This is a genomic window from Rhodococcus sp. NJ-530 (assembly GCF_003860625.1).
Taxonomy (GTDB): domain Bacteria; phylum Actinomycetota; class Actinomycetes; order Mycobacteriales; family Mycobacteriaceae; genus Rhodococcus_F; species Rhodococcus_F qingshengii.
On record NZ_CP034152.1, the window covers coordinates 2146219 to 2160001 of the forward strand.

Annotated in this window: 15 protein-coding genes and 1 riboswitch; of the genes, 9 read left to right on the forward strand and 6 right to left on the reverse strand. The window is 63.1% G+C overall.

Translation table 11 applies throughout. The features are described from left to right. Positions 1–26: 26 nt before the first annotated feature. Complete coding sequence (locus tag EHW12_RS09970; RefSeq protein WP_003940770.1) at positions 27–647, forward strand: pentapeptide repeat-containing protein; 621 nt, start codon at positions 27–29, stop codon at positions 645–647. Between the two features lie 6 nt (positions 648–653). On the opposite strand, the gene EHW12_RS09975 is transcribed toward EHW12_RS09970, so the two are convergent. Both EHW12_RS09975 and EHW12_RS09980 read right to left on the reverse strand, forming a co-directional pair. Next, the gene (locus EHW12_RS09975; protein ID WP_007727403.1) at positions 654–929 is read right to left on the reverse strand and encodes a DUF1905 domain-containing protein; all 276 of its coding nucleotides are present in this window, start codon (positions 927–929) and stop codon (positions 654–656) included. A gap of 32 nt (positions 930–961) precedes the next feature. Continuing rightward, positions 962–1474, reverse strand: a complete 513-nt coding sequence (locus EHW12_RS09980; RefSeq protein ID WP_063836256.1) for a GNAT family protein — start codon at positions 1472–1474, stop codon at positions 962–964. Positions 1475–1505: 31 nt separating this feature from the next. On the opposite strand from EHW12_RS09980, the gene EHW12_RS09985 reads away from it, so the two are divergent. Continuing rightward, the gene (locus EHW12_RS09985; RefSeq protein WP_206434853.1) at positions 1506–2363 is read left to right on the forward strand and encodes a bifunctional methylenetetrahydrofolate dehydrogenase/methenyltetrahydrofolate cyclohydrolase; all 858 of its coding nucleotides are present in this window, start codon (positions 1506–1508) and stop codon (positions 2361–2363) included. A 5-nt stretch (positions 2364–2368) separates the two neighbouring features. Then, the gene (locus EHW12_RS09990) at positions 2369–2653 is read left to right on the forward strand and encodes a DUF3017 domain-containing protein (RefSeq protein WP_003940740.1); all 285 of its coding nucleotides are present in this window, start codon (positions 2369–2371) and stop codon (positions 2651–2653) included. Positions 2654–2658: 5 nt separating this feature from the next. Here EHW12_RS09990 and EHW12_RS09995 read toward each other — a convergent pair whose 3' ends face one another. The 4 genes from EHW12_RS09995 to EHW12_RS10010 form a co-directional block, all read right to left on the reverse strand. Then, positions 2659–3234, reverse strand: a complete 576-nt coding sequence (locus EHW12_RS09995) for a hypothetical protein (protein WP_125050559.1) — start codon at positions 3232–3234, stop codon at positions 2659–2661. Beyond that, positions 3234–5063 carry a DEAD/DEAH box helicase gene (locus tag EHW12_RS10000; protein ID WP_241199137.1) on the reverse strand — a complete coding sequence of 610 codons (1830 nt, stop codon included), beginning with the start codon at positions 5061–5063 and terminating at the stop codon, positions 3234–3236. The genes EHW12_RS09995 and EHW12_RS10000 overlap by 1 nt, the downstream gene beginning before the upstream one ends. A 118-nt stretch (positions 5064–5181) precedes the next feature. Next, positions 5182–6318, reverse strand: coding sequence for a homoserine O-acetyltransferase (locus tag EHW12_RS10005; protein WP_047271787.1), 1137 nt, complete (start codon positions 6316–6318; stop codon positions 5182–5184). Continuing rightward, entirely contained in the window at positions 6315–7640 is a 1326-nt protein-coding gene (locus EHW12_RS10010; protein ID WP_125050560.1) for a bifunctional o-acetylhomoserine/o-acetylserine sulfhydrylase, read from the reverse strand. Before EHW12_RS10010 ends, EHW12_RS10005 begins: the two co-directional genes overlap by 4 nt. Before the next feature lie 143 nt (positions 7641–7783). Next, positions 7784–7924, reverse strand: a riboswitch (SAM riboswitch). 305 nt (positions 7925–8229) lie between these two features. Here EHW12_RS10010 and EHW12_RS10015 point away from each other — a divergent pair. The 6 genes from EHW12_RS10015 to trpS all read left to right on the forward strand — a co-directional run bounded on the left by EHW12_RS10015 (position 8230) and on the right by trpS (position 13774). Further along, a complete protein-coding gene (locus EHW12_RS10015) occupies positions 8230–9453 on the forward strand; it encodes an NADP-dependent isocitrate dehydrogenase (RefSeq protein ID WP_003940772.1) in 1224 nt (407 codons plus the stop codon). Positions 9454–9652: 199 nt separating this feature from the next. Beyond that, positions 9653–10792 (forward strand): MFS transporter, encoded by a 1140-nt coding sequence (locus EHW12_RS10020; RefSeq protein ID WP_050654859.1) that lies wholly within the window; start codon positions 9653–9655, stop codon positions 10790–10792. Positions 10793–10828: 36 nt separating this feature from the next. Beyond that, positions 10829–11674, forward strand: coding sequence for an exodeoxyribonuclease III (locus tag EHW12_RS10025; protein WP_080712672.1), 846 nt, complete (start codon positions 10829–10831; stop codon positions 11672–11674). 26 nt (positions 11675–11700) lie between these two features. Further along, positions 11701–12219 carry a ribonuclease domain-containing protein gene (locus EHW12_RS10030; protein WP_070162753.1) on the forward strand — a complete coding sequence of 173 codons (519 nt, stop codon included), beginning with the start codon at positions 11701–11703 and terminating at the stop codon, positions 12217–12219. Further along, complete coding sequence (locus EHW12_RS10035; RefSeq protein ID WP_030535081.1) at positions 12219–12713, forward strand: barstar family protein; 495 nt, start codon at positions 12219–12221, stop codon at positions 12711–12713. The genes EHW12_RS10030 and EHW12_RS10035 overlap by 1 nt, the downstream gene beginning before the upstream one ends. A 26-nt stretch (positions 12714–12739) precedes the next feature. After that, on the forward strand, positions 12740–13774 hold the full coding sequence (trpS, locus tag EHW12_RS10040; protein WP_003941025.1) for a tryptophan--tRNA ligase: 1035 nt from the start codon (positions 12740–12742) through the stop codon (positions 13772–13774). Positions 13775–13783: the final 9 nt, after the last annotated feature.

Here is a 13783-nt window from a genome sequence, read left to right on the forward strand (position 1 = left end):
AACCGGTGTCGGTGCGGCGGGGCAGTATGGACGGCATGCTCCCCGAAGAATCCGACGATGTCGTCGGCGAAGACTATTCAGACGCGCGGCTGGCCGGGCAGAAGTGGCGTCAGCGCACTTTCACCAACTGCAATTTCCGAGACGCCGACCTCACCGGACTCACGACGGAGTCGGTGGTGTTCACGGACTGTGATTTCACCGGCACCGATCTGGGGGAGTCCGTGCACACGGGAACTGCGTTCCGCTCGTGCAATTTTGCCCGGACCAGCCTGTGGCACAGCACGTTCCGAAACTGCAGTCTGCTCGGGTCGACGTTCGACGGTTGCCGCATCCGGCCGTTGACGCTCGACGAAGTCGACTTCTCGTTGACCTCACTCGGCGGGGCGGACCTGAGGAAGATCGACTTCACCTCATGCCGCTTCCGTGAAGCGAACCTGGTTCGGGCCGACATGCGGGGCGCGGTGCTGGCGTCCGCGGATCTGTCCGGTGCTCGCACGGGTGGACTCAAACTCGAAGGTGCAGACCTGCGCGGTGCGCGGATCGATCCGAGCCTGTGGACGTCCGCGTCGGTCGGAAACGCGCAGATCGAGTTGATGCAGGCGGTGGCGTACGCGTCGGCGCACGGTCTTGTCGTCGACATGAAGTAGCAGCGCCTAGCTCTCCAAGCGCTCCTCGAGGCGCACCGTCACCAGCTCGCCGGTCTCCTTGCCGATGGCTTTGCGAAGATCGGCTTTGACCGGCAGCTTGTGGTTACCGTCTCCCAACGCCATGAACGAACTCTGGAACGGATGTCCGTCGATCGTCCCGCGCACCTTGACCAGGCCGCGGGTGCCGAAGAACTCGGCGGACTCCGGCCAGATCACATAAGTCCACCCGCCCTTGGCGTCGCTCTTCTGCAGGGTGGCCGTGAATTCCTTGTCCAGCAACATGATGTCGGTCCTTTCGAACTCGTCCCAGTCGATCAGCGGATGAATTCCCGTGCGAGCAGATCCATCAGCAGTCCGTCCTTCCACACACCATGGCGATCTCGCGAATACTCGCGCATCACCCCGACGTCTTTGAACCCCACCGATCGGTAGCACGCGATGGCGACGGAGTTGTCGACCTCCGGGTCGATGACCAGACGGTGGAATGCGAGGTCGTCGATCAGGTGGGCACACAGCACGCGAATCGATTCGCGACCGAACCCTCGGCCGTGGAAGTCGGGATCGAGGAACAAGTCGAGCCCGGCGTGGCGGAAGTCGGGGTTGTCCTCCGCCTCATACCACTGGATGAAGCCGATCAGGTGGTCGCCGTGGAAGATGCTGTAGCGCGTGGTGCCAGCCTCCGGCGCTGCAGGCCAGTCGTCGTCGGGATTTTGCCACCAGTGCACGACGTCCGGGTGCAGGTGAATTGCCCGCAGACGGGCGTGATGATCGGGCGCGACGGGGGAGAGGAGCACCCTCGGGCCGCGTAGTTCCGGAGCCGTTGTCACTCATCGACCCTAACCTGGAACAATGGTCGCCGTGACTGCAACGATCCTCGACGGCAAAGCTACCCGCGACGAAATCTTCGAAGACCTGAAGGTGCGGGTGAACGCTCTGAAGGCAGAGGGCATCACACCCGGCTTGGGCACCATCCTGGTGGGCGACGACCCCGGATCCGCGGCTTACGTGCGCGGCAAGCACAACGACTGCGCCAAGGTCGGTATCAATTCTTTGCGACGCGACCTGCCTGCCGACATCACGCAGGAGCAGCTCAACGCGACGATCGACGAGCTCAATGCCAATCCCGAGTGCACCGGCTACATCGTGCAGTTGCCGCTTCCCAAGCACCTTGACGAGAACGCAGCCCTCGAGCGCATCGACCCCGACAAGGACGCCGACGGCTTGCACCCGGTCAACCTCGGTCGACTGGTGTTGGGCAAGGAAGCCCCGCTGCCGTGCACCCCGCGTGGAATCCTGCATCTCCTGCGCCGCTACGAGGTCCCTATTGCAGGCGCACACGTGGTGGTAGTCGGACGAGGCGTCACAGTCGGTCGCCCGATCGGATTGCTGCTGACGCGTCGTAGCGAGAACGCGACGGTCACGCTCTGCCACACCGGTACCCGCGATCTCGCGGCCGAGGTTCGCCGCGCCGACATCATCGTCGCTGCCGCAGGCGTTCCCGGCCTCATCACCGCAGACATGGTCAAGCCCGGGGCAGCGGTCCTCGACGTCGGCGTCAGTCGCACCGACGACGGCCTGCGCGGCGACGTCGCAGCCGACGTCAACGAGGTCGCCGGCTTCGTCTCACCCAATCCCGGTGGTGTCGGACCGCTGACCCGCGCGTTCCTGATCACCAACGTGGTCGAGCGCGCCGAGCGGGTTCTGGCCGGAGTCTGAGTCCGATGTCCTCACTGGTCGGCCTCGCGAAGAAGAATCTGCCCATGCTCGCGGTCCTCGCCGTGATCGCGGCAGCGGTTGTTCTCGTGCTGGCCGACCGGTGGCGCCGCGGCGCCCTCGTCTTCGGTGTTGCCGTCATCATCGGAGCTGCCGCTCGGTGGTTCGTTCCCGAGAACCGTGTGGGGTTGCTCGCGGTGCGTGGAAGGGTCTTCGACACTGCGGCGATGGGCGTTATGGGTGTGCTGATCGCGACGCTCGCCCTGACCATCGATCCGCTCGGTACCGACTGAGAAGATCAGTCCCCGTAGAACGAGCGAATATCGATATCACTCAAAGGGATCCACTCCGCCGAATGTGCGGATGTCGACTTCTTTCCAGCCTTGACCGGTGCACTCCGTAACGTCACCGCAAGTGCAGGTTCCTCGTCGATTCGCCCGGCGAGGGCGTAGATCGCGGCGAGATGGTGAACGCACGGCGAGCGTCTACCTGAGCAGTCGCAGCTGGCAGTGCACTCCGAAAGATCAACGGCTACTGCGATATTTCGAGCCTGCAGTTCGGTGACGATGATGTCCGGCAGTTCGCCGGTGGAGACGGATCTGTTCGCCTTTCCAGCCGAACGGAGAAGGCTCTTCACTGCAGCGATCTCGGATTTGGTCCAGAGCGGGACACCAATCGTCACTGACGAAGTTTTTGCCTTGGTGCTCACCTCGGCGACGACGGTCCCCGACGAGACGGCGGTGAACTCCACGGAACCGTTGCGTGCCAGGGCGCGAGCCGTCGGCAGGGACGGGTTCGGACCGGACGCCGCGGTCCGCTCCACCGTGCGCAGCCACGCTCGACCCCAAGCGGTGACGCCGAATTCGTTGGCCATCAGATGATCACCGCGCCGTCGAGTTCGAGAAGTTCACGCAGTTCGGTGTCGGGGAGATCGGCCAGCGCGGCCTCGACGTTCCCGGAGACAGCATCGGCCACAGCTCGTTTGGACTCGTGCATCGCTGCTATGTGATCCTCCACGGTACCGCCCGTCACCAAGGTGTGGACGTTGACGGTGCGTTTCTGGCCGATGCGGTGTGCCCGGTCGGTTGCTTGATCCTCGACGGCTGGGTTCCACCACCGGTCGTAGTGCACGACATGACTTGCGCGCGTGAGGTTGAGGCCGAAGCCGGCGGCGCGCAAGCTCAGAATCAGAACCGGTGGTGAATCCGTCTCGTTCTGGAACGCGTCGACCATCGCGTCTCGTTTGTCGGTGTTCAGGCCGCCGTGGAGGAAAGGCACGGCACCGATACCCAGTTCGGCTCCCAGGTGTCGCGAGAGCATCTCGCCCATCGTCCGGTACTGCGTGAATATCAGCGCGCGATCGCCGTCGTCGACGATCTCGGCGATCATTTCCGTTGCGCGGTCGAGCTTTCCGGATCTTCCGTAGAGGTCGTCCGTATCGCCGGTGACCTGCGCCGGGTGATTGCATACCTGCTTGAGAGTGGTCAGAAGGGCAAGAATGTTGCCGCGCCGGGCAATTCCCGTGCCCAATCCGGAGTCGAAAGCATCGGCAACTGCCGACCGGTAGATGCGCGCCTGTTCCGACGTCAGAGTGCACGAGACCGTGGAGAACTGCTTGGGCGGAAGATCCTTGGCCACTGTGTCTTTGGTTCTGCGCAGAATGAAGGGATCGATGACCGCGGCAAGCCTGGTCGCCGCGGTGGCCGATCGACCGGATTCGATCGGTACGGCAAAGCGTTGACGAAACCGTGCGCGAGTTCCGAGGACGTCGGGATTGGCGACGCGAAAGAGCGACCACAATTCTTCGAGACGGTTCTCCACCGGCGTGCCGGTCATCGCTACCTTGACGTCCGCCGACAACTGCATTGCTGCTTTCGCGGCGAGGGAAGCGGGGTTCTTGATCTGTTGCGCCTCGTCGAAGACCACTGAACTCCAATGGACCGGGGCCAATTGGGCTGCGTCGGAACGCAAGACGCTGTAGCTGGTCAGAACCGTAGTGCCGGCGGGGATACGAGTGGGAAGTGCACGGGCGGCCCCGTGATGAACGTGCAGTGGCAGATGCGGAGCGAATCGCTCGATCTCGCGGCGCCAGTTTCCTATCACCGAGGTGGGACACACAACCAGATGCGGACCGTCGCCGGCGCGGATCGCGATCATCGAAATCGCTTGCAGTGTCTTACCCAAACCCATCTCGTCGGCCAAGATCCCACCGCCCGAACCCGACAGAGCCGTCAGCCAGGCAACTCCCTGCATTTGATACGGGCGCAGAGTCGCCTGAATCTTTGCTCGGCGAAGACTCTCGATGGCCGCGCGCGCTTCCGTGAACAACCGCACCGTGGACGCGGCGCTTCGGATCTTCGTGTCGTCGCGCTCGATAGCGGCATGCGCTGCGGTCGGAATGTCATGTGCGCCGGTGTCGATGACGCGCTTCCACGCGAGCAGCGACGATCCGAGGTCGCCGCGACCAGCATCGAGGTTGTGGAACGCGTCGATCGCGGTGGTGAGGTCGAGCAGTTGCGCTTCGACGTCGGTTGCTGTGATCGACTCGTCGACCGGGATCGCAAGCCTGCACACGCCCGGCGACCCGGTCGGCATCCCCAGTGCCGACAGCCGCGCTGCCGGGTCTGCGTCACCCCAGAACGCGAAGGACATGTGCTCGGGAATGTACGTAGCCTGCAGGCGCGTCGAGCATGGCTGATTCACGTTCGCCGATGCTAGCCGCGCCGGCTCACGTTCGCCAATGAGAATGTCGGGAAAACCCGCAGATCAGCTGTGGTTTTCCCGACATTGACGAATCCTGAAAACGTGGCTCTGTGCCGAATCAGCGAGCCGTACGCGCGAACTCCATCGTTCGGCGAAGCAGTCCGGCGACGGCGTCCGCCTCCGTCAGGAAGCCGTCGTGGCCGTCCTTGGACTTGAGAATCTCGAGGCCGCTGCACGTGGAAATTCCGTCGGCGATCTCCTCCTGCAAGCGAAGGGGATACAGCCGATCCGAGTCGACGCCGCCCACCACGACCGGTGCCGTGATCGATGCCAACGCCGCCGCAACACCGCCGCGTCCACGACCGATGTCGTGCCGGTTCATGGCCTCGGTCAGGAGGACGTACGTGCTCGGGTCGAAGCGGTCGACCAGCTTGTCTGCCTGATGTTCCAGGTAACTCTGTACGGCGTATCGTCCACCGTTCCAAGGATTTTCGTCGTTCTGAGCGGAGTTCTCGAAGCGTGCGTCCAGTTCGGCCTCGGTGCGGTACGTGAGGTGCGCGATGCGACGGGCGATGCCGAGTCCGGCGCGAGGTGCCCGCCCCGTTCCGTGGTAGTCACCGCCCTGCCAATCCGGATCGGAGACGATGGCAGCGATCTGCGTCGTCTGGGTGCCGATCTGATCTGCAGTGGCCCGTGAACCGGTTGCGAGAACCAACGCGGAGCGAATGCTGTCCGGGTAGGTAACTGCCCATTCGAGGGTGCGCATGCCCCCCATGGATCCGCCGACTACCGAGGCCAACTGGTCGATCCCGAGGAGATCGACGAGCTTCTTCTCCGCCGCGATCTGATCCCGGATGGAGATCTCCGGGAACCTGCTGCCCCACGGCTTGCCGTCGTCGGCCGGCGAACTGGGACCGGTCGTGCCGCGACAACCACCGAGGACATTGGTTGCGATGACGCACCATTCGCCGGTGTCGATCGGTTCGCCGGGGCCGACCATCCCGTTCCACCAGCCGGGGGAGGGCTGATTCGCGGAGATCGGTCCGGTGACGTGTGAGTCTCCGGTCAGTGCGTGCTCGACGAGTACGACGTTGTCGCGGTTCGGGGAAAGCTCACCCCACCGCTGAACGGCGAGCGAAACCGATGGGAGTGCCGCGCCGCTCTCGAGTTCCAAGGCACCGATGTCGACGAACCCCACCTGGCCGTCGGGTGGGGGCAGGAGGTCGATCCTGGGCTCCAATTCGTTCACGGTCACGAGTTTGCCACCGCTGCCAGGCCGACGGTGAGATCGGCGAGGATGTCGTCGATTCCTTCGATGCCGACCGCGAGGCGGACGAGCCCGGGCGTGACGCCCGAAGCGAGCTGCTCTTCGGGGGTGAGCTGCGAGTGCGTCGTCGACGCGGGGTGGATGACGAGTGAGCGAACGTCACCGATGTTGGCGACGTGGCTGTGCAGCGTCAGGGCGTTGACGAACGTCTTGCCCGCATCGATACCGCCGGGCAATTCGAAAGTGACGATGGCGCCGGTTCCCTTGGGCGTCAGCTGCTTTCCACGTTCGAACCATGGCGAGGAGGGAAGTCCCGCGTAGGAAACGGAGGCCACCTCGCTGTGGCCGTCGAGGAATTCGGCGATCTTCTGTGCATTGGATACGTGGCGCTCGATGCGCAGGCTCAAGGTTTCGATACCCTGCGCGATGAGGAACGCGTTGAACGGCGCCACGGCGGAACCGAGATCGCGCAGCAGTTGGACGCGGGCCTTGAGTGCGAACGCCGGCGCGCCGAGGTCCGCGAAGGTGACGCCGTGGTAGCTGGGATTAGGCGTCGTGAAGTTCGTGTGGCGACCCTGCGTCCAGTCGAAAGTGCCACCGTCGACGATGACGCCGGCGATCGCGGTGCCGTGTCCACCAAGGTATTTGGTGGCGGAGTGAACGACGATGTCGGCGCCGTGCTCGAGCGGGCGAAGCAGGTACGGCGTCGCGACTGTGTTGTCCACGATCAACGGAAGACCGTTCTCGTGGGCCAGTGACGAGATACCGGGTAGGTCGAGGATGTGGTTCTTCGGATTGGCGATCGTTTCGCCGTAGAACGCCTTCGTGTTCGGGCGAATGGCTTCGCGCCACTGGTCGATATCGTCGGGATCCTCGACGAACGTGACTTCGATGCCCAGCTTACGAAGTGTGTAATGCAGGAGGTTGTACGTGCCGCCGTACAGGTACGGGCTGGAGACGATGTGGTCGCCGGCCTCGGCGATGTTGAGGATCGCGATGGTCTCGGCGGCCTGACCCGAGGAGAGGAGGAGTGCGGCGACTCCGCCTTCGAGGGCAGCGATGCGCTGCTCGACGGCGTCTTGTGTGGGATTCATGATCCGCGTGTAGATGTTGCCCGGCTCGGCGAGACCGAACAGTGCCGCAGCGTGATCGGTGCTGTCGAAGACGTAGCTGGTGGTCTGGTAGATCGGCAGAGCGCGCGCATTGGTGGCGGTGTCCGCTGTTTGTCCGGCGTGCACCTGCTTGGTCTCGAACGACCAGTTCGCGGTCGGATCCGAAGTTGCTGCGGCGTCGGCTGTGTTGTCGGTCATGATTTGTTCACTCCAGTGGTCTGACGGATAGATGTCGGACGGGGGCGAATGATCGCCGCCCCGTGCTGGGGTCTATCTACAAGTGCGACACATACTGAAATACCTCCGTGGGGCTCGGCCCGGTCTGGGGTCCGTCCCTGTCGGACCCGCGCTTGTCACCCGAATTGCGGTGGAACTGCGCGAGCAGATCCACGTCGGGAAACCTGGTCATCACCCGGGGCACCCCACCGCGGTTGGAGGGTTGCCGTCCAGCGAGCCGGGGCTTGACGCTGGCACTCATGACCAAGTCGGATTCTACCGGGAAGTGAGCGCAGTCCTGACACGGGGCGAAATGTGAGCCGCAACCGCACGCGAGGCAGAGCGACGCAGCCCACTAGCAGGCAAAAGTTACTCGCGAGTAGAGACCGATGAGTGGACCTGCCGGTTGCGGCCTCACGGGTTAGCAGTACGCTTGTCTTGTTTGGGACTCATCTCCCGAGATCAGTCCACACCGTCTAGGTTTGATAATCGAACCGTTCGCGGACCCACTCACAAAGTGTGACCGCAACCGTGTAACCAGGGAAACTTCCTAGGAGGACGCGAAGCACCCATGTCCAAAATCAAGGTTGAGGGCACCGTCGTCGAACTCGACGGCGATGAGATGACGCGCATTATCTGGCAGTTCATCAAAGACAAGTTGATCCATCCGTATCTCGATGTGAACCTCGAGTACTACGACCTCGGTATCGAGTACCGCGACGAGACCGACGACCAGGTCACCATCGACGCAGCGCACGCGATCCAGAAGCACGGCGTCGGCGTCAAATGCGCCACGATCACGCCGGACGAGGCACGTGTCGAGGAATTCGGTCTCAAGAAGATGTGGCGTTCCCCGAACGGAACGATCCGCAACATTCTCGGCGGCACGATCTTCCGCGCACCGATCATCATCTCCAACGTTCCGCGACTCGTTCCGGGCTGGACCAAGCCGATCATCATCGGCCGTCACGCATTCGGCGACCAGTACCGCGCCACAGACTTCAAGGTCCCCGGCCCCGGCAAGGTGATGATCACCTACACGCCTGAGGACGGCAGCGCACCGATCGAGCACGAACTGGTCAACTTCCCCGAAGAGGGCGGCGTCGTCCAGGGGCAGTACAACTTCACCACGTCCATCCGTGACTTCGCTCGCGCGTCGCTCACCTACGGACTGCAGCAGAACTACCCGGTGTACCTGTCCACCAAGAACACCATTCTCAAGGCGTACGACGGTGCCTTCAAGGACATCTTCCAGCACGTCTACGAGACCGAGTTCAAGGCTGAGTTCGATGCTGCAGGTCTGACCTACGAGCACCGCCTCATCGACGACATGGTCGCTTCCGCACTCAAGTGGGAGGGCGGATACGTCTGGGCATGCAAGAACTACGACGGCGACGTCCAGTCCGACACCGTGGCCCAGGGCTTCGGTTCGCTCGGCCTCATGACGTCGGTTCTGCTGACACCGGACGGAAAGACCTGTGAGGCAGAGGCTGCTCACGGCACCGTGACGCGTCACTACCGTCAGCACCAGCAGGGCAAGCCCACCTCGACCAACCCGATCGCGTCCATCTTCGCGTGGACCCGCGGGCTCGAGCATCGTGGCAAGCTCGACAGCACCCCTGAGGTCATCGGCTTCGCGCAGGCGCTCGAAGACGTTGTCATCAAGACCGTCGAAAGCGGCCAGATGACCAAGGACCTCTCGATGCTGGTCGGCGGCGATCAGGGCTACCTGACCACCGAGGAGTTCCTCGGCGCGCTCGACGTGAACCTGCAGAAGGCCATGGCCGCGAAGTAGATTCACCGCTTCACCTGTCAAATGGGACGTCTGGGAAACCGGGCGTCCCATTTGTGTTCGCGGTCTCAAGTGAGTGAACTCACCCGCTCTCACTTGGAAGTTCAACCAGGTGTGAGACCACAATTGATCAGTGACTTCGTCTACCCTCTCCCTTTCTGACACCTCGACACCCGGGGTTCGTTCCGCCAGAGGTCCGGCGATGCTCGCTCTTGCCCTCGGCGGTTTCGGTATCGGCACCACCGAGTTCGTCGCCATGGGATTGCTCCCGGAAATGGCAACCGGGCTCGGTGTCTCGGAACCCATCGCGGGCCACGTGATCTCGGCATACGCGCTCGGGGTTGTCGTCGGTGCTCCACTGATCGCTGCACTCACCGCACGGGTTCCGCGCCGCACCCTGTTGATCGCACTCATGGTCGCGTTCACCGTCGGCAATGCCGCTTCGGTTTTCGCGCCCTCGTACACGACGCTGATGATGGCCCGCTTCGTCGCCGGATTGCCGCACGGCGCCTACTTCGGAGTCGCCGCACTGGTCGCAGCTCACCTGGCCGAACCGGGAAAACGCGCGAAGGCCGTCGCGATGGTGATGATGGGTCTTTCCGTGGCCAACGTGATCGGTGTGCCGGTCGCGGCCTGGATCGGCCAGGCACTCGGCTGGCGCAGCGCCTTTGCCTTGGTTGCGGTGATCGGAGTGGCAACGGTTGCTTCGCTGTTCGTCTGGATTCCGCGGTTGGACGGTATGCCGGTGACGAATCCGATCACCGAACTCGGGGCACTGGGCCGCGTTCAGGTGTGGATGACCTTGATCGTGGGCATGGTCGGATTCGGCGGGATGTTTGCCGTCTACACCTACATCAGTACGACTCTCACCGACGTGTCCGGGCTTGGCGCTTCGTTCATTCCCCTCGCACTCATGCTGTACGGACTGGGCATGGTGGCCGGCAACTTCGTCGGTGGATACCTCGCGGATCGCGCACTGATGAAGGGCTTGTTCCTGTCGATGGGATCCCTCGTTGTGATCCTCGCGGTCTTCGTGATGGCCGTGCGCAATCCGTACACGGCACTGATCTTCGTCTTCCTCATCGGGCTCGCCGGGTCGTCGATGGTGCCTGGCCTCCAGACACGGTTGATGGATGTCGCCGAGGATGCTCAGACCTTGGCCGCGTCTCTCAATCACGCCGCACTCAACATCGCCAACGCCTTCGGAGCGTGGATCGGCGGCGTCGTCATCGCAGCCGGTTACGGGTACACCGCGCCGGCAGCGGTGGGGTCGTTGCTGGCCGTCGCGGGTCTCGTCGTGCTGGCGGTAGCGGTGATTCTGCAGCGTAGGGCCGCGCGCTGACCTGGGCGCCCATCCGCGTCGGTGGAATCGGCTACGGTGCTTGCCGTGCCACAAACTGCTGACTCCCACATTCTTGCGCCCCACACCATCACGTCCGTGAACGTCAACGGCGTTCGAGCAGCTGCCCGCAAGGGCATGCTCGACTGGCTGGAGAAGACGTCGGCGGATTTCATCTGCCTTCAGGAAACGCGTGCGTCGGACGATCAGCTTCGCGAGACTCTCGAACCAGCGCTCGGCAACGGATGGTTCCTCGTCTCCGCCGAGCCGTCCGCGAAGGGACGCAACGGAGTCGCGGTGCTCTCACGCACGGAACCTGACGCGGTGCGGATCGGTCACGGGGACGACGAGTTTCTCGACGCCGGTCGATACATCGAAGCCGACTTCGCCGATCTGACCGTCGCGAGCCTGTACCTGCCCTCCGGTGAGGCGCTCACGCCGAAGCAGGAGGAGAAGGAGCGGTTCATGGCGTCCTTCGCAGTTCACCTCGCTACCACCGCTGCGGCGGCCGAGGCTGCCGATCGTCACGTGGTGGTCAGCGGCGATTGGAACATCGCGCACACCGAACTCGACCTCAAGAACTGGAAGACCAACAAGAAGTCTTCGGGATTCCTCCCCGAGGAGCGCGCCTGGATGGATCTGCTGTTCGCCGAAGATTCCGCGTGGGTGGACGTCTTCCGCGCCCTCCATCCGGGTGTCGACGGCCCGTACTCGTGGTGGTCGTACCGCGGAAAGGCATTCGACAACGATTCGGGTTGGCGTATCGATTACCAGGTTGCCACTCGCGGATACGCCGAGCGGGCCAAGGTCGCGCTCGTGGAACGCGCTGAGTCCTACGACCTCCGTTGGTCGGATCATGCGCCTGTCACCGTCTCGTACCGATAGAGACGCGTATGTCTGAAGGTCTGAAAATGCCGAGCGCAAAGACGCGCAACGCCATCATCACCGTCGTGGTGGCGGTGGTTGCGCTCGTGCTGGCGGTCACCCTTTCTTCACGTGACTCCGACAGTTCGGCGTCGTCGGTGACGAAGTCCTCGAGTGCCCAGTCCTCGAGTGTTCAAGCCAAGCCTGGCGCCACCACCAAGGCTGCGCCGTCGAGTTCCGTGCCCGCGAGCTCCGCTGTCAAGACAACGCAGCAGACGAACAGCGATGCGCCGGCGCGAGTGCTCGCCACGCTGGTGGAGATCGACGCCGGGAGGTGGCCGGATTCCGCCAATGCGCCGGGCACCAAGGGCGGCATCACCTTCCGCAACAGCGAAGGACGTCTACCCGCTGTCGGTGCCGGTGGCGGACGTGTCGTCTATCAGGAATGGGACGTGAACCCGAAGAAGAACGGCCAAGGACGCGACGCCGAGCGAATCGTCACCGGCAACGACGGTTCGGCGTGGTACACCCTTGATCACTACGACACGTTTGTGAGGATTCGCTGATGTCCGATTCGTCTACGGTCAGCGTGGCGCAGTGGCTGGATCCGTCTTCGGATGTGGCTTCGGTGGCGCTGCAGAGCGACCCGGCCGTTGCAGATGATCTTGCACGTCAACTCCGTGCCGAGAATTTTGTCGTTCGGGTGGTTCGCGGAGAGAACATGCGGACAACGGCGCAGGTCTTCGACGAGTTTGCGGCAGCCTTCCAGTTTCCGTCCCACTTCGGGCGAAATAAAGACGCTTTCGACGACGTCATGCGCGATCTCGACGACGTCCTCGGACTCGGCGCCGGATATGTAGTTGTGGTCCGAGGCGCGGGTTCTCTACTGTCCGAGCAACAGGATCAGTTGGAGTGGTTCTGCGAAACGATGGACTTCTACGCCGAAGAATGGGAACCCGTCGTTTTCCGGACCGTCTACCAGTTCGGTGCGGAGGACCTCACCGCCCACGGTGAAGACCTCGTCGAACTCGACTACCCGGGCACCACGCCACTGCACTGATTTCCACTCGTGAAAAGATCGGAACCATGTCGACCCCTGCAGAACAGAAGCCCACCGCAAAGCCTCGCGTGCTTTCCGGAATCCAGCCGACGTCGGATTCTTTCCACCTCGGCAACTACCTGGGTGCGCTGCAGCAGTGGGTTCCGTTGCAGGACGATTTCGACGCTTTCTACTTCATTCCGGATCTTCACGCCATCACGGTGACGCAGGACCCGAAGGAATTGCGTCGTCGCACCAAGGTTGCGGTGGCTCAGCTCCTTGCGGTGGGGATCGATCCGGATCGGGCGACGCTGTTCGTACAGAGTCAGGTTCCCGAGCACGCACAGTTGGCGTGGGTCCTGAACTGCATCACCGGTTTCGGTGAAGCCAGCCGTATGACGCAGTTCAAGGACAAGTCCGCCAAGCAAGGCAGCGACAACGCCAGTGTCGGCTTGTTCACGTATCCGGTTCTGATGGCCGCGGACATCCTTCTGTACCGCCCGCAGCGAGTTCCGGTGGGTGAGGATCAGCGTCAGCACCTCGAACTCGCACGCGATCTGGCCGGACGGTTCAACACCCGCTACGGCAAGGCGTTCGTCGTTCCCGAGCCGCAGATCATCAAGGGCACGGCAAAGATCTACGACCTGCAGGATCCGACCGCGAAGATGAGCAAGTCCGCTGCCAGTGCGGCCGGACTGATCAATCTGCTCGACGATCCGAAGGTGTCGGCGAAGAAGATCAAGTCGGCCGTCACCGACAACGAGCGCGAGATTCGTTTCGACCCGCAGGCCAAGCCGGGCGTCAGCAACCTGCTCACCATTCAGTCGGCTCTCTCGGGAGTACCGATCGAGACTCTGGTGGCCGGTTACGAGGGCAAGGGGTACGGCGACCTCAAGACCGATACCGCTGACGTGCTGACCGAGTTCGTCACCCCACTCAAGGCGAAGGTCGACGGTTACCTTGCCGACGAGGCAGAGCTGGATCGCATCATCGCGGCTGGAGCGCACCGCGCCCGTGAGGTGTCTTCACGCACTCTCGCCGCTGTCTATGACAAGGTCGGATTCCTGGCACCGAAGGGCTGACTTACGCGA

Coding starts and splice junctions, on each gene's coding strand:
- EHW12_RS09995 (WP_125050559.1), bottom strand. CDS start 3,234: ATGGCCAACGAATTCGGCGTCACCGCTTGGGGTCGAGCGTGGCTGCGC.
- EHW12_RS09990 (WP_003940740.1), top strand. CDS start 2,369: ATGTCCTCACTGGTCGGCCTCGCGAAGAAGAATCTGCCCATGCTCGCG.
- EHW12_RS10035 (WP_030535081.1), top strand. CDS start 12,219: ATGTCCGATTCGTCTACGGTCAGCGTGGCGCAGTGGCTGGATCCGTCT.
- EHW12_RS10015 (WP_003940772.1), top strand. CDS start 8,230: ATGTCCAAAATCAAGGTTGAGGGCACCGTCGTCGAACTCGACGGCGAT.
- EHW12_RS10030 (WP_070162753.1), top strand. CDS start 11,701: ATGCCGAGCGCAAAGACGCGCAACGCCATCATCACCGTCGTGGTGGCG.
- EHW12_RS10010 (WP_125050560.1), bottom strand. CDS start 7,640: ATGACCGACAACACAGCCGACGCCGCAGCAACTTCGGATCCGACCGCG.
- EHW12_RS09970 (WP_003940770.1), top strand. CDS start 27: ATGGACGGCATGCTCCCCGAAGAATCCGACGATGTCGTCGGCGAAGAC.
- EHW12_RS09975 (WP_007727403.1), bottom strand. CDS start 929: ATGTTGCTGGACAAGGAATTCACGGCCACCCTGCAGAAGAGCGACGCC.
- trpS (WP_003941025.1), top strand. CDS start 12,740: ATGTCGACCCCTGCAGAACAGAAGCCCACCGCAAAGCCTCGCGTGCTT.
- EHW12_RS10020 (WP_050654859.1), top strand. CDS start 9,653: ATGCTCGCTCTTGCCCTCGGCGGTTTCGGTATCGGCACCACCGAGTTC.